Annotated in this window: 17 protein-coding genes; 2 read left to right on the forward strand and 15 right to left on the reverse strand. The window is 43.1% G+C overall.

Annotation, left to right across the window (positions count from 1 at the left end; genetic code table 11):
- Positions 1-204: 204 nt before the first annotated feature.
- From DD616_RS00415 to DD616_RS00465, 11 genes are all read right to left on the reverse strand, one after another.
- Positions 205-1,152 carry a DHH family phosphoesterase gene (locus DD616_RS00415; protein ID WP_038169737.1) on the reverse strand — a complete coding sequence of 316 codons (948 nt, stop codon included), beginning with the start codon at positions 1,150-1,152 and terminating at the stop codon, positions 205-207.
- Between the two features lie 315 nt (positions 1,153-1,467).
- On the reverse strand, positions 1,468-2,091 hold the full coding sequence (locus DD616_RS00420) for an ATP-dependent zinc protease family protein (protein ID WP_094130137.1): 624 nt from the start codon (positions 2,089-2,091) through the stop codon (positions 1,468-1,470).
- A gap of 28 nt (positions 2,092-2,119) precedes the next feature.
- Entirely contained in the window at positions 2,120-3,301 is a 1,182-nt protein-coding gene (locus DD616_RS00425) for an amino acid aminotransferase (protein WP_013867862.1), read from the reverse strand.
- 62 nt (positions 3,302-3,363) lie between these two features.
- Positions 3,364-3,831 carry an anaerobic ribonucleoside-triphosphate reductase-activating protein gene (gene nrdG / locus DD616_RS00430; protein WP_013867863.1) on the reverse strand — a complete coding sequence of 156 codons (468 nt, stop codon included), beginning with the start codon at positions 3,829-3,831 and terminating at the stop codon, positions 3,364-3,366.
- Between the two features lie 23 nt (positions 3,832-3,854).
- On the reverse strand, positions 3,855-5,975 hold the full coding sequence (nrdD, locus tag DD616_RS00435; RefSeq protein WP_026028505.1) for an anaerobic ribonucleoside-triphosphate reductase: 2,121 nt from the start codon (positions 5,973-5,975) through the stop codon (positions 3,855-3,857).
- 544 nt (positions 5,976-6,519) lie between these two features.
- Positions 6,520-7,950 (reverse strand): transporter substrate-binding domain-containing diguanylate cyclase, encoded by a 1,431-nt coding sequence (locus tag DD616_RS00440; RefSeq protein WP_208871531.1) that lies wholly within the window; start codon positions 7,948-7,950, stop codon positions 6,520-6,522.
- A 231-nt stretch (positions 7,951-8,181) separates the two neighbouring features.
- On the reverse strand, positions 8,182-11,328 hold the full coding sequence (locus DD616_RS00445; RefSeq protein WP_208871532.1) for an efflux RND transporter permease subunit: 3,147 nt from the start codon (positions 11,326-11,328) through the stop codon (positions 8,182-8,184).
- Between the two features lies 1 nt (position 11,329).
- Positions 11,330-12,349, reverse strand: a complete 1,020-nt coding sequence (locus tag DD616_RS00450) for an efflux RND transporter periplasmic adaptor subunit (RefSeq protein WP_026027865.1) — start codon at positions 12,347-12,349, stop codon at positions 11,330-11,332.
- 56 nt (positions 12,350-12,405) lie between these two features.
- On the reverse strand, positions 12,406-12,864 hold the full coding sequence (locus DD616_RS00455) for a YeeE/YedE family protein (RefSeq protein WP_013867868.1): 459 nt from the start codon (positions 12,862-12,864) through the stop codon (positions 12,406-12,408).
- A 10-nt stretch (positions 12,865-12,874) separates the two neighbouring features.
- Positions 12,875-13,294 carry a YeeE/YedE family protein gene (locus DD616_RS00460; RefSeq protein ID WP_013867869.1) on the reverse strand — a complete coding sequence of 140 codons (420 nt, stop codon included), beginning with the start codon at positions 13,292-13,294 and terminating at the stop codon, positions 12,875-12,877.
- Between the two features lie 30 nt (positions 13,295-13,324).
- On the reverse strand, positions 13,325-13,654 hold the full coding sequence (locus tag DD616_RS00465) for an ArsR/SmtB family transcription factor (protein WP_013867870.1): 330 nt from the start codon (positions 13,652-13,654) through the stop codon (positions 13,325-13,327).
- A gap of 132 nt (positions 13,655-13,786) precedes the next feature.
- Between DD616_RS00465 and DD616_RS00470 the strand changes: the two genes are divergently transcribed.
- Positions 13,787-13,972: a YgaP family membrane protein gene (locus DD616_RS00470; protein WP_017042380.1), complete on the forward strand. Its 186-nt coding sequence runs from the start codon at positions 13,787-13,789 to the stop codon at positions 13,970-13,972.
- 52 nt (positions 13,973-14,024) lie between these two features.
- A complete protein-coding gene (locus DD616_RS00475) occupies positions 14,025-15,728 on the forward strand; it encodes an FAD-dependent oxidoreductase (protein WP_019280889.1) in 1,704 nt (567 codons plus the stop codon).
- A 41-nt stretch (positions 15,729-15,769) separates the two neighbouring features.
- Here DD616_RS00475 and nosR read toward each other — a convergent pair whose 3' ends face one another.
- Genes nosR through DD616_RS00495 form a run of 4 tightly spaced genes read right to left on the reverse strand, consistent with a single transcriptional unit; the run spans position 15,770 to position 21,429 of the window.
- Positions 15,770-17,125, reverse strand: coding sequence for a response regulator c-di-GMP phosphodiesterase, NosR family (gene nosR, locus DD616_RS00480; protein WP_013867873.1), 1,356 nt, complete (start codon positions 17,123-17,125; stop codon positions 15,770-15,772).
- Entirely contained in the window at positions 17,101-18,759 is a 1,659-nt protein-coding gene (locus tag DD616_RS00485) for an EAL domain-containing protein (RefSeq protein WP_208871533.1), read from the reverse strand. The genes nosR and DD616_RS00485 overlap by 25 nt, the downstream gene beginning before the upstream one ends.
- Positions 18,760-18,763: 4 nt before the next feature.
- Positions 18,764-20,095, reverse strand: a complete 1,332-nt coding sequence (locus DD616_RS00490) for a sensor histidine kinase (protein WP_105976311.1) — start codon at positions 20,093-20,095, stop codon at positions 18,764-18,766.
- Between the two features lie 26 nt (positions 20,096-20,121).
- Positions 20,122-21,429: a sensor histidine kinase gene (locus DD616_RS00495; protein WP_017047214.1), complete on the reverse strand. Its 1,308-nt coding sequence runs from the start codon at positions 21,427-21,429 to the stop codon at positions 20,122-20,124.
- Positions 21,430-21,434: the final 5 nt, after the last annotated feature.

Genomic DNA, 21,434 nt, shown 5'->3' on the forward strand with positions numbered 1-21,434 from the left:
CTATTAATAATTCAGTCACTTGGGTAAGTATAGAGAAAAATAAGATTTACGAAACCCCAAGCTGCAATTATAACGAAACAACTTGGCATTGCTGGTAAGTGGTGCGTCGCAATAAGAATTGGTAACTTTGTGGTTTTAGGAACGAAACGTATAGAAAACGCCGCGATGAGATAAAAAGCCCTGCCATGCAGGGCTTCATCGACTTTAACCATCTGTGGTAATTTGGCTGATCAGCTCTTTTTCTACCTGCTCGGCCATTTCAAGAGCAATTTGGCACGTTCCAGCCGCTTGATGGCCTCCACCACCATATTTGAGCATTAATCCGCCCACATTGGTTTTCGAGCCACGATCAAAAATAGATTTCCCCGTAGCAAACACGATATTTTGCTTCTGAAAGCCCCACATTTTGTGAATCGAGATATTACACTGGGGAAATAAGGCATAAATGATAAACCGATTCCCCGCGTAAATAATTTCTTCGCCCGTCAAATCAAGAATGACAAGGTTTTTATAGACTTTGGCACAACGTTGAATCTGCTGTTTAGATAGAATTTCATGCTCACGGTACAAAGTAACGCGCTCTTGAACGTCCGGCAGAGCAAGAATCTCGGCAATGGAGTGGTTCGCACAGTAGTCGATAAGATCCATCATTAACTGATAATTGGAGATACGAAATTCATGGAAGCGCCCTAAACCTGTTCTTGCATCCATCAGGAAATTCAGTAAATTCCATCCCGCAGAATCAAGCACTTCATCCCGAGTAAACTGCGCGGAGTCACCTTTGTCGACAGCAATCAGCATCTCTTGCCACTGAGTGGGAAACGTATCTAGTCCGCCATAATATTGCCATACTACATGCGCGGCAGATGGCGCGTTTGGATCAATAATATGATTCGGCCTTTCACCTTGATTGCGAATAGTTTCCGATAAGTGATGATCAAAAATTAAGTGAGCATTAGCGACGTAAGGCAGGTTAGTGACAATGTCACGCTCAGTTGTCGTCACCTTCCCATCTTGCATATCCTTTGGGTGAACAAACACGATCTCGTCAATTAGGTTGAGTTTTTTGAGCAACACGGCACAAACCAGCCCATCAAAATCGCTGCGTGTCACTAATCTAAATTTACTTTCAGCTTGTTGATGCTCAGACATAGACAATTTCCTTATTAGCAGTCATATCACTGCTCGGCGTGGGTTTAAGCAGTGTTTTGTATATCAGATCCTGAGTTAACACCTTTTAGGTTTACCAATGCAGGTGGTATGTTTTCATTTTAGACGCCATCGTCTTTTTAACAAACTTAACATAATGGTTTTCAAACATTATTCAACACAGCGCATCATTTTATTGAGCAAATATCGAATAAAGTAATGAGGAATGAAGACTGCTGTTACAACTAGGGAATTGGAGGTAAGAAAAAGCCAGCAACAAGTGCTGGCTGCTAGGTTGAGCTAAGAAGTAAGGTATATCTATTTACGTTTATCCTGCACGTACTTTCGGCTCACATCAACAAGCGCTACATCTTTAAAGAAACTACGACCAAGTAACAGTGGGTAAGTCAGATGTGTACGATCGGCAAGCGTAAATTCGGTTCTCTCTTTGAGATCACCAATTTCAATCCAAGCGACAACGACCGCACGTCTTTGTGTACCCTCTGCACTGGATTGCCGAATTCTGACCCAGCGTTCAACAGGTAAACTTATCTCATCACTTTTGATGTCATCGTGTTCAATCCTGAACTTGACCCAATCATTTCCATCGCGTTCAAAAGCAACAACATCCACGGCACTAATTGAAGAGGTGGCCGCCCCGGTATCGATACGCGCTTTGAAGCTTTCGTTCAAACTCGGCACATAAACCCACTCTTTTTCGCCCAAAATAAGCTTACCATCAGAGGTTTTTTTGGCCTTCACCACAACCACTGGCTCTTTCGAGGGTTTTTCAACCGGTTTTTGTGCCTCAGTATTTTGTTGTTTTGGCTCTTCAACTTTTGGCTTTTGCTCTGGTTGTGTTGAGGTTTGGTTTAGCGTACTGCATGCCATCAAACCAGTACTCAACATTAAAAGAGCAATAAGTTTCAAGTGTTGTTTCATTGACCCACCTAATCAAACTGATAAATATTTAAGAGACATTCACTATGGCTTGAGCAACATACGGAATATGTTGTTCTGATAAGCCTGCAATGTTAATTCGGCCATCACCTACCCCATAGATTCCATATTGATCACGTAGCTGAGCCATCTGTTCTGGAGTAAAGCCTAGCACAGTAAACATCCCTTTGTGACTTTCGATAAAATCGAATTGTGAAGTATTGTGCTGATTTCTCAAATGATTACACAAGGTTTGACGCAGGTTTAACAAACGCTGTTGCATTTCACTTAACTCTTGCTTCCAAATCGCGGTTAATGCTTGATTTTGTAAAATAGTTTTCACCAGTGCAGCACCATGATCGGGCGGCATAGTGTAGGTCGAACGGGCTAACGTTAGTAATTTACCTTTTGCATTCGCTACATCTTGTGCGTTTTTACCGACAACAATCGCGGCGCCAGTTCGTTCTCGGTAGAGACCAAAGTTCTTTGAACAAGAGGTGGTGATCAACATCTCTTCGACGTTGTTTGCCATAAAACGCAGCCCTTTCACATCCTCTTCAAGACCTTCACCAAACCCTTGGTAGGCAACATCAACAAAAGGGATGAAGCCATTTTTCTGCGCAAGACTGGTGATCGCTTGCCATGCGGCGAAATCAATATCCGCGCCAGTTGGGTTATGGCAGCAACCATGGATAAGCACCACATCTTTTGGCCCTGCTTGCGATAAATCATCAAGCATCCGTGCAGTATCGACTTGCTTAGTCTCGCGACAGAAGTAAGAATAATATTTCACTTTTAAACCCGCCGCTTCCATCACAGGTTTATGATTGACGTAACTTGGGTCAGTAATCCACACCGTCGTTTCTGGTTGTGCTACGTGCATTAAGTCACCGAGCATACGCAGCGCACCGCTTGCTCCGGGCGTTTGAATCGCAGCCACACGATCAAGCACTGAAGTGCCAGACAATAATAAGTTCACCATGCTTTGGTTAAACTCTTCACACCCAGCAAGTCCAACATACGATTTAGTGGTTTGCGTGGCAATCACGTGCTCTTGCGCTTTGGCAATGGCGCGCATAATCGGCGTCTCTCCTTGGCTATTACGATAAACGCCAATGCCTAGGTCAACTTTTTCGCTGCGAGGATCGTTGCGGTATGCAACCGATAATGAAAGTATTGGATCGAGTGTTGGTGTTGGTAAATGTGAAAACATGAAGGTCACAACCCTTTGAAATTCAAGTAATGACCTTCAAGTTAGCACTAGATACATAATTTTTACAGTTTAAATTGATGGATTATTTGATTGGCACTGCCTCGCCATTCTAAGCTTGGATCGGCTTTATCCTGTTCAAATTTTCCATCAATCAAGACATCAACATATTCAATGACTTGTCTTTGAGCATCACTGAGTTCGTTTAGGGTATATCCCGTCCATAACCAGATATCTTTCCCCACACATTCAGTCTTTACTCGTTTAACCAATTGCAAAATAGAAGTAAGGTTTTGCGGGTGTAAGGGATCGCCACCCGACAAGGATAATCCTCGGCGCTTGATGCGCGTGTCGTTCAAATCGGTGATGATCTGCTGCTCTAGTTGCTCATTGTAAGTGTGGCCAGAATGCAGCGACCAAGTCCCTTTGTTGTAACATCCTTTGCACTGATGTTCACAGCCGGAGACGAACAGCGTACAACGCGTCCCCGGGCCATTCACAACATCAATCGGATGATATTGGTGATAATTCATGCCAACAGGTTACTCACTATCACTTACAAGTGTTTAACTCGACGTTTAACTTCTTCTTGTTTACCGAAGTTAAACGGACGAGCATCTGGGCTACCAAGGTAGCCACACACGCGGCGGGTTACGGAGACTTTGGATGAGTCGTGATTACCACATTTAGGACAGGTAAACCCTTTACTCGTACACTCAAATTCGCCAGTAAAACCGCATTCATAGCACTCATCAATTGGCGTATTGGTCCCATAATAAGGAACACGGCTGTAACTGTAATCCCAAACGTTTTCAAGAGCTTCTATGTTTTTCTGCATATTCGGAAACTCTCCATAACAGATAAAGCCACCACTTGAAACCTCTGGATATGGCATCTCAAAATCAATTTTATCGTATGGATTAACTTTCTTTTGCACATCCAAATGGAAGCTATTGGTGTAATAACCTTTATCCGTTACACCTTCAATCACACCAAATTCTTTGGTGTCAATACGGCAGAAACGGCTGCAGAGGTTCTCACTTGGCGTACCGTACAAACTGAATGCGTAACCGGTTTCTTCCGCCCATTGGTTAACGGCCCCTTTCAGGTATTTAATGATATCTAACGCGCGATCTCGCAGTTCACTATCATCATAAACATGTGTATCACTGCCATAGAGTGCAGTAATGGTTTCGTGCACACCGATGTAGCCCAAAGAGATAGATGCTCGGCCATTTTTGAATATATCGGCAATAGAATCATCGGCTTTTAAACGAACACCACATGCCCCTTCCATATACAAAATAGGTGCGACGCGTGCTTTGACTTTTTCAAGACGGCTGATGCGAGTTTCTAAAGCACGGCGAGCCAGTTTTAATTTTTTATCGAGTAATGTGTAGAACTGTTCAATATTTCGGCCCGCTTTCAGCGCGATACGAGGTAAATTGAGACTGACTACCCCCAAATTATTCCGCCCTTCGTGAATCAGCTCACCACCTTCTTCATATGTATTTAAGAAGCTGCGGCAACCCATTGGGGTTTTGAATGAACCCGTCACTTCAACTACTTTGTCGTAGTTGAGAATATCCGGGTACATGCGTTTGGTCGCACACTCTAATGCGAGTTGTTTAATGTCATAATTTGGATCTTCCGCTTTATGATTTAAGCCATCTTTGATGGCAAATACCAATTTAGGGAATACAGCCGTTTTACGATTTTTGCCTAAGCCAGCAATGCGATTTTTCAAAATTGACTGTTGAATCAATTTAGAGGCCCAACTGGTCCCTAGACCAAAGCCGAAAGTGACAAACGGAGTTTGCCCATTCGCGGTATGCAAAGTGTTGACTTCATATTCAAGTGACTGGAATGCGTCGTAGCACTCTTTTTCTGTACGAGACATAGCAAAGGCTTCGGGATGATGAATATCCCACTCTTTTGCTATTTCTAAATGTTTGTCGTAACTGGCTGTCACATAAGGTTCAAGCACTTCATCGATACGGTTGATGGTGGTGCCGCCGTAAATATGGCTCGCAACCTGAGCGATAATTTGCGCGGTCACTGCGGTGGCGGTTGAAATTGATTTTGGCGTATCAATTTCCGCATTACCCATTTTAAAGCCATGAGTGAGCATGCCTTTTAAATCAATCAGCATGCAGTTAAACATTGGGAAAAAGGGAGCGTAATCCAAGTCATGATAGTGGATATCACCCTCTTCATGCGCTTGCACAATATCACGCGGTAAAATTCGGGTTTTAGCGTAGTGTTTCGCCACAATACCAGCCAGTAAGTCACGCTGCGTTGGGATAACTTTGCCGTCTTTATTCGCATTTTCATTGAGCAGATCGGCATTACTTTCTTCGATAAGGCCTTCAATCTCTTGCGTCAAGGCACTTTGCTTTTCACGCGCGATATCACGATCGTGTCGGTACTCGATGTATGAACGAGCTAATGCTTTATAGGGCCCTTGCATTAGCTCGTTCTCTACTAAGGTTTGAATCTCGGCGATATGGACTTCATCGTAATCTTTGAGCTTCAGTTCTACCGCCAACGCCACATTGAGTGCGTAAATAGCGATCTCTTTATCAATATGTTCAGCTGCACTTTCCACGGCAGATTGAATGCGATCACGGTTGAACGGGGCTCTCGATCCGTCACGTTTGATTACGATAGGTTTCACCATTTCTCCTTACCCCTAGCATACTCACAGAGTTATCCACAAATACACTATATAGAGCAGTTTATTATCCGACTGACACAATATATTGTGGTGCATTTAACGAAAACTCCCAACTCAGGGTATTGATTTGGATCAATAAAAACAGAGCATTGAACAAGATCAATGCGATCTTGGAGTAGTAGATCTCACTTAGAAAAGAAACGATGAAAATTGCAAATTTTTGATTTTCCCTCTTGAAATTTCACCGAACCTGATAGGCTAAGCCTTCGGATTCGATCAGTGAGGTATTGCGATGTTAAAATCAAAATGTGTATGTCGATTAGCGGCAGCAATACTCTTTATTCCCTCTTTCGCGACTAGGGCACAAAGTCTCACATTAGCGACATGGAATGTCGAATTCCAGCACACTATTTCATGATTAATCGAGGTCATTTCGTTGCCAAAAAACATCATCCATACTTTTCTTGGAATGGCTTTTCTTGAAATACTGCCCTCGGGCGAGCCAAGTGATAATACATGGCCGAAATGAAGTTAATTGGAATGATCAATCCGCACATTGATCAACTTTAACAACTACAGCACGATTTTTACCCGCCGACTTGGCTTGGTACATTAAACTGTCCGCAACAGTAAGTGAGACTTTATCAGGAACAAGATCGTAATAGGCGCCACCCAAACTGATACTGAGCGTGATGGTATCATTGGCTACTCGCATTGGATTTTCATAGACAGATTGACAGATATATTGAGCTTTCAATTTGACCTCTTCAAAGGTATAGAGAGTAAGAATAATGGCGAACTCTTCTCCACCTAAACGAACAATAAAGTCATTATTGGATAACTTTCTCTGTACATGTCTAACCACATGAATAATGGCTTGATCACCCACTTCATGACCAAACTGATCATTGATTAGCTTAAAGTTATCAATGTCAAACACCAATAAGGTGAAGGAGACGGGAGTTCCTTGCAATTCTGCTATCTTTGATTGGAAGTGTCGGCGATTACTGATTTTTGTTAGTTCATCAGTTTGCGCCAATTTCTCTAGCAAGTGATTTGCTCTCTCTAAATCGATGGTTTTATGTATGACTGCGCGTCTTAACATCAAGATGTAAATACAGAGAACCATCAGAGCTACGCTAATGATGATCGGGATAAAATATTTTGGGTAAACCGTTTCCATGTAGATCCAGCGACTAAATAACTGCATTTTAGAGGCATCAGATACCTTATCTGTCGCATTTGCGAGCTTCTGCCAAAGAACGTCATTGCCCTCTTTCACCCCAAAGCGCAACGGCTCAGAATAGAGAAACTTAACTGGCACATATTTTTTCGGGCTATTTTCTGTAAACATAAAGAGATTAGCGACTTGATAATCGCTAATAAACCCTTCTAATTTTGCACTGGAAGCGGCATACAACATATCTTCATTCGTGGCAAAGTAGACCAAGTTTAATTTAGGTAAATATTGAGCTGCGTAATACGCCTCATAGCCACCCAATACAACGCCAACCTTAATATCGATTTCACCTGAAAATATTTTGTCAAAATCCGTACCGAGTAAGTGTTGATCTAAGAATACGTGCGTCTCGATCGCCATAATTTCAGGTCCAAAATCGAGGAACAGATCTCGCTCAGGTGATTGAATTAGACCAGCATGAACGTCGGCTTGCCCATGTTTAACCAGCTCTAGTGATTCGTTCCAGCTTACTAGTTTAAATTCAACATCGAACCCACTTTGCTCAGCAACGACTTTCCAATAATCGACTAAGATTCCGGCAGGCTCTCCTTGCTTATTAATATACGAATACGGTTTCCACTTGGCTGAGCTTGTAATAAGCAGAGGTTGAGAAAGATCATGCTCGCTGGAGAGCGGTTCACCGACTTCTGCCGTAGAAGCGATGACTGGAAGCTGCAGCGCCAATACAGCCATCACTCGAGAAAATATCATCAATAACGCAGATTTCAGTTTCATGTTTTCCTAACTGGGGAGTTTAGTTGACTCAAACACGATTAAGCTTGCACCGCTTTTCTTGTTATGAAACACCTTTAGTTATAATCATAGCGAATTTATCCGTAATCTACCTATTTAAAACTGCATTTTTAATATCCATTGCCTGCTGACATTTTAAAGCTGACAAAAAGGGCGCTGACTACTCAGCGCCCTTTTTATAGTTAGAACAAGGGAATAGTTAGAACAGAAAGATCAATGACGCATAACCGTATAATACAAAACAGGAATAACCAATAAAGTTAAGACGGTAGAAACAAAGATGCCGAAAATCAGGCTAATGGCTAGGCCATTAAAAATGGGATCATCTAAAATAAATACCGCCCCGATCATGGCCGCTAAAGCGGTAAGCATGATGGGTTTAGCACGAACAGCCGCAGACTGAATAACCGCTTCGGAAAATGCCACACCTTCTTCAACCTGCTGATTAATGAAATCAACCAGTAAGATGGAGTTACGTACAATAATCCCCGCGAGTGCTATCATCCCAATCATCGACGTGGCGGTGAACTGAGCACCAAGTAACGCATGGCCGGGCATGACGCCAATAATCGTCAGTGGAATTGGAGCCATAATGATCAACGGAACAAGGTAGGACTTAAACTGCGCGACAACCAGTAAGTAAATAAGGATCATCCCAACCGCGTAGGCAATGCCCATGTCGCGGAATGTTTCATAAGTGATCGTCCATTCACCATCCCAGAATATTTCGACACCATTTAACCCTGTAGGTTGGTGGATATAATACTGTTCCACAGGTAGACCAAGTGCATTGATGTTGAACGCCATGTCAAACATTCCGTATAAGGGGCTGTCTGTTTCACCCGTCATATCCGCCACCACCATCACCATTGGTAACAGGTTTTTATGCACAATGTAGTCATCCATTTGAGTTTGGCGAATAGTGACTAAATCAGACAATGGATATGCACTGCCCGCAGTGCTCGCTACTTTCATGTTCAACACTTGATCTAATCGGACTTTGGCGTTTTCACTAGCTTGCACTTGAATGGGGATTGGGTACTTGCTGTGCTCACTGTGCAAATAGGTGATCGGCTTTCCACCGACGGCCGTCGCCAAAGCATCGACTATCGAAGCATAAGGTACTTGATAGTGTGACGCTTTGCTGCGATCAATCACTACTTGCCATTTTTGATGCACTTCCGGTAGATACATATCGATATCGACAATATCCGCTGTTTCGTGGAAGATCCCGCGTAGCATCCTTGCCGCTTGTGCCCGAATGTCATGTGTCGGACCATAAACTTCCGCTAAAATAGGTGACCAAACGGGTGGCCCCGGTGGAACTTCAACGACTTTGACTTTACCGCCAAATCGGCTGGCAACCTCATTAAGCTTTGGGCGTACTTCACTTGCAATCGTATGACTATCTTTATCGCGCTCTTTTCGCCCTAACAGGTTCACCTGAATATCACCTTGGTTGGCTTGATTGCGCATAAAATAATGACGCACAAGGCCATTGAAGTTGATCGGTGCGGCTGTACCTGCGTAAATCTGATACCCACTGACTTCAGGCACGCTATTTAACACCGCGCCAAGTTCAAATAAAACGCGTTGCGTTTTCTCAAGCGACGCCCCTTCAGGCATATCCAATACCACTTGAAACTCTGATTTATTATCGAAAGGCAGCATTTTTAAAACCACGGCCTTCGTGATTGGCAATAATAGGGAGCCAGCAATAAGCGCAAATACCGCAAGCATCAAGAAAAAGCGGTTACGTCTTTGTGCAGCCGAGACCACGAAAGGATTCATGATTCGGTGAAAAATACCCTGAGTTGATTGAGATTGTGCTTGATGCGATGAAGGCTTAAGAAACTTGGCCGCTAACCAAGGTGAAAAGACAAATGCAACCGCCAATGAAATCAGCATTCCCATCGAAGCATTGATGGGAATTGGGCTCATATACGGGCCCATAAGCCCAGAGACAAAGGCCATTGGCAACAGTGCGGCAATCACGGTTAAGGTAGCAAGGATTGTGGGTCCACCCACTTCATCAACCGCCGTAGGAATGAGATCCGCCAGTTTGCGCTTACCTAACGCCATATGACGGTGAATATTTTCCACAACAACAATGGCATCGTCCACTAAAATGCCAATAGAGAAAATTAACGCAAAAAGCGAGACCCGGTTGAGTGTAAAACCCCATGCCCATGATGCAAACAGTGTCATCATCAAGGTGACAACAATAGCCATACCGACCACGATAGCCTCGCGCCATCCCATCGCAATAACCACCAAAATAACGACTGCAGTGGTTGCAAAAATCAATTTACCGATCAATGTATTGCTTTTATCGGCGGCGGTTTTCCCGTAGTCACGCGTGATTTCAACACTGATTCCGTGTGGAATTAACTGATTTTCAAGTTCTGCAACTCGAGCTTCAACCATCTCAGCCACACGAACGGCGTTTTCGCCTCCTTTTTTAGCGATGGCTAAGGTAACTGCTGGATAAATACCTTGCTTATCACTGGTCCAAACTTGTTGGGTTGATGTATCAACACCCAATTGAACCGTAGCGACATCCGCTAAATATATCGGTGTCTGGTTATGCAGCCCAATCACCAATTGCTTTACTTCTTCAACTTTTGTTAAAAACTGACCAATTTGGACGGGAAACTGCTGATTTTCATGCGTCAGTTTCAACATTGGAGAGCTGTGGTTCGCCGCAGGAAGATGCTGATTCAGTTGATCTAACGTGATGCCAAAGCTGTTCATTTTAACGGGGTCTAAACGTACATCAACAATAGTAGGGTGGCGACCTATCGTATAAATATCTCGTGTACCATCAATGCGTTTGAGCTCTGTTTCTAAACCATGGGCCACTTGCGTTAACTGCTGGTTGTCCAAAGTACCCGTTTTATCGGATAACGTAATGCTGACGATAGGCACATCTTCAATGCCTTTAGGTTTAATGATCGGCTCGCCCACCCCAACGCCTTTTGGCATCCAATCTTTATTGGAATAGAGTTTATTATAAATACGAACCACGGCGTCGTTTCTAGGAACGCCGACATCAAAAATAGCCACAATCATCGCACCATCGGGTTGTGAAAAAGAGTAAATTTTATCAATTCCCTCAATTTCAGAGATGATCTGCTCTGCTGGGTTCGTCACTAAACTTTCCACTTCCGCCGGAGAAGCTCCGGGAAAAGGAATATACACATCGGCAAAGGTCACATCGATTTGCGGCTCTTCTTCTTTAGGAGTAACCATTACCGCAAAAACGCCCATCAGTAACCCAACAATCGCGAGCAACGGCGTCATCGCTGAAGTCTGAAAAGCTTTGGCAATACGTCCTGAGACGCCTAAACGATTATCCATATCACTCACCTACTTGTGTAAATACACGGCTTGCAACCGTATCGCCTTGTTCCAAGCCAGATAATACTTCCACATATTCACCATAGGTTTGCCCTAATCGCACTGGATTTAGCAGTCGTTTATCATCAACGATGCGATATACGGCACTCAGTTCTGCTCGGCGAATCACAGCGGCAACAGGAATGAGCATCACCTCACGTTGACCATAATTAAACTCTGTCTTGACCCACATTCCTGGCATCACTTGCCCGAGCTTGTTAGTTTGATCTACACGAGGCAGTTCAAGACGGATTTTGAATGTATGTGATTGAGGGTCGGCATAACTGAATAAGCTGTAATCGATTGGGGTTATTTTATCGCCCGTAGGCATAATGACTTGGAATTGAGCAACATTGGTGACTGCAGGCTGATAGCGCTGCGGAATGGCCGTTTCAACACGCAACTCATTGAATGAGAAACCACTGAGCAGCGCAGTACCCGGAGCCACCGTTTCACCCAGCTCTACATGTCGCTCCGTCACGACACCATCATAAGGGGCGGTAATATTGGTGTATCCAAGTGACTCCTTCGCCTGCACGACCGCGGCTTTTGCCGCCTTGACGGCCGCAGCAGCACTTCGAGCTTGAGCTTCAGCGCCATCCATTTGGTCTTGTGAAATCGCACCTTTAGGAAACAGCAGTCGATAACGCTTTAGTTGAGCTTGAGCTTCACGATTTCGAGCCTCTGCACTGGTTAACTGAGCTTGAGATGCGTCTAAAGAAGCCGATTGCTGAATAGCGCTGATTTCTAATAGCACGTCGCCCTTTTTAACAAAATCGTTAACGTCGACATACACACCAACGACTCGACCAGAGGTTTGAGCCGCAACTGTCCCTTTGTTAACTGGCTGGACAACACCTTCAAATGCAATCTGATGTGGTATCTGCTCATAGGTCACGATATAACGATCATCAGCATAGCCAACGGCCCAATAACCGCTCGTGATTAAGGCAATACACGCAATCCAAATTCGCCTTTTCATACCCATCCCTCATGTTGATCGTTACGATTCCACTTGCTTATTGAATTCTAGTTAGATTAAACCGTTTGCGTTTGCTGTTGTTTATTATTCTTAATGCAGATCAACAAATTAGTTGCACCAAGCCCAACCATCATTGAGACAAAGAATAGCCATACCTCAATATTACCCAGTGCAAGGCTTGATAGTGCTGGCCCTGGACAGATGCCCACTAATCCCCAACCTAACCCAAAAATCGCAGCACCAGAGATAAGCCGGGTATCAACACTGCGAGTCGTCGCTAAACAGAATTTTTCTGCGTTTATAGGCTGCTGTCTTGCTTTAATAACGATGAAATAGGTCGGCATAAAAACGGCTAATGCGCCTCCCATCACAAACATTAAGCTTGGATCCCAAGCACCAGCCACATCCAAAAAACCTACGACTTTGGCTGGATTGGCCATTCCTGAGATAACCATACCCGCACCAAACAAAATACCTGCCACTAACGAGGTTAATCTAAACAACATCTGATTCATTTTGACTCACTTATAGAAGATGAAGGCGTACAAACACAGTAATGGCAGCAACGCCCATGAAGGTACCTGTCGCCGCAATAGAGCGAGTGGATAGTCGACCAACACCACAGATGCCATGGCCACTGGTGCAACCATTTCCTAATCGAGTGCCTACCCCAACTAATAGGCCAGCAAGCGCCAAAACACCGTTATTAAAGTTAAAAGTTTGCGGCACTTGTGCATTTAAAAACCAAACGGCAATAGCACCACCAGTTACCATGCCAAGTGCAAATAACAAACGCCATGCAAAATCACGCGTTTTAGGCGTCATCAATCCCGTTAATACCCCACTTATCCCAGCAATTTTGCCGTTAAACAGCAACATGAGTGAAGTTGATATCCCTAGTAAAACACCACCTAACAACGATTCCCAAGGAATAGAAAACAACATTATTTATCCTTTTAACCTATGACAAATGAACTAATTACAAAAAACAGTCTGCAAACTTTGAATAAGCTGTACAACCCGCGGATCCGATAGCGAATAGAAGACTTGCTGTGACTCCTTTCTTGCTTTGATCATATTTTGCTTACGAAGCACGGTTAAATGTTGCGAAAAGGCTGATTGACTTAACATCGAGCTTTGCTGCAATTCTCCAACGCCCACCTCACCATTAATTAACTGGCAAAGCACCATCAAACGCTCAGGGTGGGCCATCGTTTTAAGCAACTCTGAAACCTCTATCGCATTTGTTTTCATTTGCTCCACATTGACTGATGTGATCTCCATCATTCCCCCTTCGCATTGCATTTAATTAGATAATACTAATGAATGAGATTTAGTCAACGCTTATTTAGCTTATCCAAAATTAGATAAATTAACATTAGACATTGCTAATCAATAAATTTATAGTGACTTTAATTTACAACGGAGGGTAACAACATGACGATTGAAAATGGGGTAAGAATATTGGCGGGCAGCATGGTACTGCTGTCGATCGTTTTAACTGTGTTTGTCCATTCAAACTTTATTTGGCTAACGGTATTTGTTGGAGTGAACTTAATTCAAAGCGCTTTCACAGGGATTTGTCCAGCGGCCTTTTTCTTGAAAAAGCTTGGCCTGCACTGAGGATTTACTTACCTTACCATGCCGCTTTTGTTTAATTTTACTGGAGTAATTTATGACTAAGATTGTGATTATTGGTGGTGTCGCGGGTGGTGCATCCGCAGCGGCTCGTGCTCGTCGACTCAGCGAAGAAGCTGAAATCATTATGTTTGAGCGGGGCCCCTTCGTTTCATTTGCTAACTGTGGCTTGCCATATCACATTGGCGGTGACATCAAAGAGCGCAGCAATTTGCTGCTACAAACACCGGAAAGCTTTTTAGCGCGTTTTAATGTAGATGTGCGCACTATGAATGAAGTGCTGCGCATTAATCGTGCAGCGAAAACCATCACTGTACGCAATCTGCTCGATCAGTCAGAGTACCAAGAAAGCTATGATTTTTTGCTGCTTTCCCCTGGAGCGGGTCCTATTGTCCCGTCGATTCCTGGGATTCAAAACCCACTGACCCATTCGCTGCGCAACATTCCAGATATGGATAAAATCATCCAGACGCTGCAAATGAATAAACCTGAGCATGCAACTGTCGTCGGCGGTGGTTTTATCGGTTTGGAAATGATGGAAGCGTTCCATCACCTCGGTATCAAAACCACGCTGATCGAAATGGCTGATCAGGTAATGACACCTGTCGATAGTGAAATGGCGGGCTTTGCTCATGCGGAGATTCGCGCTAAAGGCATCGATTTACGTTTAGGTGTTGCCTTAAAATCGGTCGAATATAAACCAGCGGCGACGTTACCTAGCACAGAATCGGGTGAAACTCTGGAGCACAAACACATCGAAGGTGAACTGGATCTTGTGCTCAGCAATGGTGAAATACTCACCACTGACATCCTGATTATGGCGATTGGTGTGCGTCCAGAAACCAAACTGGCTGCTGAAGCGGGCTTACAACTCGGTGAACTTGGTGGCATTTGGGTGAACGAACAGATGCAGACCAGCGATCCAGCGATTTACGCCGTCGGCGATGCGATCGAAGAAAAGGATTTTGTTACAGGCAAACAAACGCTGGTTCCACTCGCAGGTCCTGCCAATCGCCAAGGTCGCATGGCAGCTGATAACATGCTTGGTCGTAACGAAACCTATCAAGGAACACAAGGAACCGCAATCTGTAAAATATTCGACTTAGCCGTGGCATCCACAGGCAAAAATGAGAAGCAACTAAAACGTGACGGCGTTGATTACGAAAAAGTGTACGTTCACACAGCCAGCCATGCGAGCTACTATCCGGGCGCTGAAGTGGTGTCGTTCAAAATGCTGTTCGATCCAAAATCAGGCAAAATCTTCGGGGCACAAGCGGTTGGTAAAGATGGCATCGACAAGCGTATCGACGTGATGGCTGTCGCTCAACGTGCAGGTATGACAGTAGAACAACTACAACACTTAGAGCTGACTTACGCGCCACCATACGGCAGCGCGAAAGATGTGATTAACCAAGCAGCTTTTGTCGCGACAAATATAATGAAAGGCGATGCAAAAGCCATCCATTTTGATCAAATCGATTCGCTAAGTGACACGCATATTATTTTGGATGTACGTAATCCAAGTGAACGTGAAAATGGTAATCATCTCAAAGGCGACATCAATATTCCGGTTGACCAACTTCGTCAACGTATGGATGAACTGCCCAAAGACAAAGAGATCATCATTTATTGCCAAGTCGGGTTACGCGGTAATGTAGCCTACCGCCAACTGGCCAATAATGGCTTTAAAGCACGTAACTTGATTGGTGGGTTCCGTACTTATCTGTTTGCAAAACAATAAAAGATTCAATTGAGTGCTGCTGATGCGGCACTCTTTTTAAATTAACCGATGTAAACCGCGATTGGCATATTAGTCTGTTCTTCAAGCTCTTTTAATTTCGCCAACAAAGCTGAGTTAATTTGATTGCCAGCGGTCAACATTAAGTTTCCATTGGGTAAGTACAAATCACGCTTAATTTTCATCCCCGGTTTCACTTCACTCAAACCAATGCACAACTCTAGGCCATCCTCCAAGTGTTTTAACGAAGTTACTACCATTAAAAAAGCATCCACGACAGTGGGGTCATACAAGGTTCCAGCCTGCTCTTTTATATAACTCTGCGCACTTTTGGTATGCATACGACGTGGATTATTTGGTGATGCAATATAGTAGTCATAATCTTTAACCACTTTAATAATACGTGAACACAAAGGTATTTCTTCACCATGTAAATGGCCTGGCTTACCAGTACCGTCATACAACTCATCTTGGTGGCGAATGATCTCAACTAGTGGTTCAAAGCGCTTAATTCGGCCTAAAATCTCGGCACCTAATACAGAATTGGCGTTAGGACTCTGAGGAATTGAGGTTTCTGGATCAACAATCAACTTTTCAAGTTCTTTATCTTTCGCACCGATTAATCCTATTTGGTGCATCAAACCACACAAGTAGACATGACTTACTTGGCTTTCAGGTAGTTTTAACCGCTGCGCTACTACCTTCGCTTGGTTAGCAATACGCTCTGCGTGATCGGCTGGGTGTCCCGTTCGATATTGAATGATCGCAGTAACCATACCTAGTATATCTTTAAACGTCTTGTTACGACTTATCAATAAATGTTCTAACTTTTTATTAGATGATTGCAGCTCTAACGTTCTCTCTTTTACCTTCTGCTCTAAATCTTGATTAAATTCAGCCAGCTTACGATTATTGTCTTCCAAGGCTAGATTCACCACTTCGAGCTCGCTATTGCGTTTTTCTAACTCGATAGCCAAATGTTCTCGCTCTTTTGTCAGACGATAAAACTCCGCTGCTTTTGAAACGATCAATTTTAGGTTTTCGTTATCCCATGGTTTGCCAATATAGGTATGAATTCCGCCGGAATTTACTGCCCTGACGGTTGACTGAATATCACTATATCCAGTAAGCAGGATACGAATCGTCTCAGGATATAATTCTTTTGATTTTGCGAGAAAATCGGCACCATCCATCTCTGGCATCCGCATATCAGAGATAATAATAGAAACCTCATGTTGCTCTAAATATTCCAAGGCTTCCTTTCCGCTATTAAAAGAAACTATGTCATAATCTGTACGCAAAACCCTCGTTAGTGATTTTAGAATTTCGCTCTCATCATCTAGCAGCAGAAGGCTAAGTCTATCACCACCAATCGCTATTTTTTGTGCGACATTTTCCATCGTTCCTCCTCCATTCTAGACAAATAACTGACCACGTCGTCTGATGATAATGCCTGACTCACCAAATGCCCCTGGATAATGGAACAGCCCAAGGTTTTCAATTTATCCGCTTGCTCCTGAGTATCAACCCATTCGGCGATCACTCCCATTTCAAGTGATTCAGCACTGTCTATCATTGCCCTCAGAATAACTTCATTGGACGCTGATTTGCCAATTGCTTGAACAAATCGTCCATCAATTTTAAGTACATCGAAAGGCATTTCGCACAGATATTCATAGCCCGCATATCCAGTTCCAAAATCATCCAGTGCACAGCTCAATCCCAACCCTTTCAGTTTACTGAGCTCTTGTTTCGCCTGAATAAAATCCTCAATAAAGTCATGCTCCGTTATCTCTATTGACAAGTTATTCAAACCGCAACTGAGCTTTGTTGTTAGCTTAGTCAATAATTCGTAAAATTGCCCATTTATCAACATGTTCCCAGGCACATTAACACTGATATTTCGATCTTTAATTAGTTTCTGATGTTGTTTGATGAACATCAGTACGTCTTCCAATATTTTTTCGGTCAACACTTTAGTTAAACCATACTGCTCAATTATGGGTAAGAAGCTGGCTGGATATTGCCACTCATTCTCAACTGTTTTGCGCCTAGCTAATGCTTCAAATCCACAAACATCACCAGTTACCGTCGACAGTTGCGGCTGATAAAACGCGCAGAAATAGCGTCTATCGATATCGTTTAATACGGAAAATAGCGCCAATAACTCTCGGGATTGAGGATCACTATCGAGCCAGTAAATCGGCAGTTGATGGTGCAAACGCACTCGCGAGCGTTCATTAAGGTCAGCAATAGATATATCATCGACTTGATGCAACGATTTAACATCACAGAGCAAAACCGTGTATCTGGTTTTAATAAGATGTGTGTCGACTTCAACAGGCTGAGAGAGTCGCGAACATAGGCGCATCACAACTTGATAACCTTTGGGGCTGTATGGAATGCACATAAACAGCTTATCTTTGTAGCGATATATGGTTTCCGGCTCTGTATTACCATCACTCAGATGCCACGCCAGCGTTTTAATAAATTGATTACCAAGCGCTCCGCCGTATTGATGGTTAATTTCGTCTAGATTAGCAATATTCACCATGACCAAAGCGTATGAGGAGTCACCATGTTTTTTCAATTCGATAATCTGTTCATCTAACGTACGCCGGTTTTTTAAGTTCGTCAGCACATCACTACCTAGCAATGCTTCACGCTCCAATAAACTCAAACGTATGGTTTCAATCAGCTCCTCTCTATCCCATGGTTTTTGGAGAAAACGATGCAATTTCCCTTCGTTCAAAGCACGAGACAAACCTTTGATGTCAGCTTGACCAGAGAGAATAATGGTTACAACATGAGGATACTTATTGCGAATATTGACGACCAGCTCTGTCCCATCCATATTAGGCATTCGATAATCAGAAATCACAATTTCGATAGGGTGCCGCTCTAAAATAGTCAGAGCCTCAAGGCCGCTACTCGCACAATGAACCACAGAAAAATGCGGTTTGAATTCACGAGTTAAAGCTTTAAGTACCGCTGGCTCATCATCTACAAGCAGAATTTCTTTATATCGAAACATACAATTACCCCAATCCTTTCATCGAATGATGAGGTGCAACATAAAGCGGTAAACGAATATAGACGCAGGTTCCTTGACCTATCGTCGACTGAATTTCAATTTTCCCGAGGTGCTCTTCTATGATTTCTTTCGCAACAGATAATCCAAGTCCTGCGCCATCACCGATACGCTTGGTGGTAAAAAAAGGATCAAAAACGTACACTAAATCTTCCGGACAAATGCCTTTACCGTTATCGCATACCGATAGACAGACACTCGATTTATTCTCGATTAATAAGCTGTTTTCCATATACAAGGCGACAGTGACTTCACCATCAGTATGAGAGAATGACTGTAACGCATTGACTAACAAATTAATCAGTACTTGTTGGAGCTTATGGGTTTGCCCTAGAACATAAAATGGTATTTGAGGAGGTTCATAATTTAAGCGTGCTTTCAGCTTCATCTCACCCAACACCATATTAGTTGCAGAGCTAACCACGTCTCTTAAATCGACCATTCCAACTGATAATTTGGACTCGTGATAATAAACATTCAAGCTCGCTACAATGTTTTTAATACGCGAAAGCCCCTCTAAACTTTCCACAATGATAGACTCGCTATCATCAAGTATTTCTGCCAACTGACGGTCGTTGATCTGCTGGATCTCTGGGTGTGCCTTCACTTGGGCAAGATAGGAACTTAACGTGTTGAAATTACTCATCACAAAGCCGAGTGGATTATTGATTTCATGCGCAACACCGGCGGCCAATTTACCTAAAGAAACCCTTTTTGCATCTTGCTCATTTCGTTGAAGATCACTACTACTCTCCCGCATAGACGACAGTAATTTTAAGGCCATCTCAACCAGTAACATGCCTTCTTGGATTTTCTCTAATTCACTTAAGTCAAAAGCATTCAGCGTTGTTCGCGCAAGAAACAGGCTATAGCGCCGCGTCAGTGAGGAGACGGAAAAGGTAACGCCACTTTTCCAAACAGGAAAGTCATTGTGATAGTCTGAGAATTTCCCCGCATCATTGGCTAAATCAGGGAAGTAACTAAACTCCGTATCGGCTAAGGCCGGGTATGTGCCTAACTTCATTGCATCGGTGATTGGGAAACTAGAACGCAGTATCTTGAGCCTCTGCTCAGAATTGTAAGAAAATAGCACGATATGTGTATTAGGGAATAAAGGCTGAACATGAGTAATAAACTGATCTAACTTGTCTTCTTGTGATTGATTTGAAAACATAACTCCTAGCAAAGAAAGTACGACGTAGTGAAATGTTGAGTCCAAGCTGTGTTCTTCTTGAAAGCGTCTATTCTCTTCCTGTTGCTGGGTTTTACTCACATGCATACTCCCTAATCAAATAACGATAATTTTCACTCTATTGCTAGTGTAGCCAATTCGATTGCGTCTATCGGCAACGTAATGATGAATTCAGTACCTTTATTCACTTCGCTATGAACTGCAATGGTGCCTTTATGACCATTGATGATCCCGTACGAAACTGATAAACCTAATCCTGTGCCGGACCCAACCGCTTTGGTGGTAAAGAAGGGTTCAAAGATGCGATCTTTAATCGCATCAGGAATACCGCTTCCCGTATCTTTAATGCGAATTTCAACCTGTTTCTCATTTAGCTTAGCTAATGAGATGGTGATGGTGCCTTCTCCGACAATCGCCTGACTTGCATTGACAAGAATATTAAGAAGAACTTGGTTAATCTGCATTGGCTGGCAATACACGTCAGGTACGTTTTCTTGATATATCTTCTCTAAAGTAATGTTGTATTTGATTTCGTTATTGATGATTTTCAGCGTTGATTCGATACAGTTTTCCAAATTTGCATAGCTCCATTCAGAACCATCAACGTGTGAAAACTCTTTCAAATTTTTCACAATGGCCATTACTCGAGATGAACCTTCTAGTGATTCTGAAATCAAATCTGCCGTATCTTCTAAAATAAAATCAATCTGTTTCTCTTGTAGTAATGACTCACACTTTGCCGCTAGAGCGGTATCATTTGCTTGTGAAACCTGCTGTTTTATCCCTTCTAAAACGGCGGCTAGCGTTTGAAAATAGTCACTCAGTGTTTGAATATTGGATGTGATAAACCCCACTGGATTATTGATCTCATGGGCGATGCCTGCTGAAAGCTGCCCAATAGAGGCCATTTTCTCTGATTGCAGTAGTTGTCCTTGTGCATCTTCGAGTTTTTTAATCAATACTTTTTGCGCTTGATGTTCTTGCTCTAATTGATGCGAAATGCGCTTAAGTTCCTGCTGCTGACTAGCTTGAATTGTTACGTCATAGACACATATACAGACATGCTCGATAGTCCCATCTTCACTATGAATAGGGATGATCTCCAAATCTTGATACATCTGTTCTTCTTCACCCGATACAGGGCGGGAACTTTTAAAGGGCAATAGGTGAGGTTTCTGCTCCCAGCTACTAAAGCTTGAAGTTTCAATCACCAATGCCGTATCAATTTTTCGTTTAAGGTAGTCTGCGGAATGAGGAAATAGTTCAAGTATGTTCTTTCCTTGCATCACATCACCATCAAAAATGACTCGGGATTGGAAATAGTCATTAGCTTTCACGATAATGTAATCCTGTCGTACTATGCACAACGCAAAAGAGAGTTGATCCAGCAGATCAGAAAGCAGTAAGCGGCTTTTTCCCATTCCAA

The organism is Vibrio anguillarum (assembly GCF_003390515.1).
Lineage (GTDB): Bacteria > Pseudomonadota > Gammaproteobacteria > Enterobacterales > Vibrionaceae > Vibrio > Vibrio anguillarum.

What these genes read in the sequence shown, in the direction of transcription:
- DD616_RS00415 (WP_038169737.1), bottom strand. Translation starts at nt 1,152, where the DNA reads ATGTCTGAGCATCAACAAGCTGAAAGTAAATTTAGATTAGTGACACGC.
- DD616_RS00420 (WP_094130137.1), bottom strand. Translation starts at nt 2,091, where the DNA reads ATGAAACAACACTTGAAACTTATTGCTCTTTTAATGTTGAGTACTGGT.
- DD616_RS00425 (WP_013867862.1), bottom strand. Translation starts at nt 3,301, where the DNA reads ATGTTTTCACATTTACCAACACCAACACTCGATCCAATACTTTCATTA.
- nrdG (WP_013867863.1), bottom strand. Translation starts at nt 3,831, where the DNA reads ATGAATTATCACCAATATCATCCGATTGATGTTGTGAATGGCCCGGGG.
- DD616_RS00440 (WP_208871531.1), bottom strand. Translation starts at nt 7,950, where the DNA reads ATGAAACTGAAATCTGCGTTATTGATGATATTTTCTCGAGTGATGGCT.
- DD616_RS00445 (WP_208871532.1), bottom strand. Translation starts at nt 11,328, where the DNA reads ATGGATAATCGTTTAGGCGTCTCAGGACGTATTGCCAAAGCTTTTCAG.
- DD616_RS00450 (WP_026027865.1), bottom strand. Translation starts at nt 12,349, where the DNA reads ATGAAAAGGCGAATTTGGATTGCGTGTATTGCCTTAATCACGAGCGGT.
- DD616_RS00455 (WP_013867868.1), bottom strand. Translation starts at nt 12,864, where the DNA reads ATGAATCAGATGTTGTTTAGATTAACCTCGTTAGTGGCAGGTATTTTG.
- DD616_RS00460 (WP_013867869.1), bottom strand. Translation starts at nt 13,294, where the DNA reads ATGTTGTTTTCTATTCCTTGGGAATCGTTGTTAGGTGGTGTTTTACTA.
- DD616_RS00465 (WP_013867870.1), bottom strand. Translation starts at nt 13,654, where the DNA reads ATGCAATGCGAAGGGGGAATGATGGAGATCACATCAGTCAATGTGGAG.
- DD616_RS00470 (WP_017042380.1), top strand. Translation starts at nt 13,787, where the DNA reads ATGACGATTGAAAATGGGGTAAGAATATTGGCGGGCAGCATGGTACTG.
- DD616_RS00475 (WP_019280889.1), top strand. Translation starts at nt 14,025, where the DNA reads ATGACTAAGATTGTGATTATTGGTGGTGTCGCGGGTGGTGCATCCGCA.
- nosR (WP_013867873.1), bottom strand. Translation starts at nt 17,125, where the DNA reads ATGGAAAATGTCGCACAAAAAATAGCGATTGGTGGTGATAGACTTAGC.
- DD616_RS00485 (WP_208871533.1), bottom strand. Translation starts at nt 18,759, where the DNA reads ATGTTTCGATATAAAGAAATTCTGCTTGTAGATGATGAGCCAGCGGTA.
- DD616_RS00490 (WP_105976311.1), bottom strand. Translation starts at nt 20,095, where the DNA reads ATGCATGTGAGTAAAACCCAGCAACAGGAAGAGAATAGACGCTTTCAA.
- DD616_RS00495 (WP_017047214.1), bottom strand. Translation starts at nt 21,429, where the DNA reads ATGGGAAAAAGCCGCTTACTGCTTTCTGATCTGCTGGATCAACTCTCT.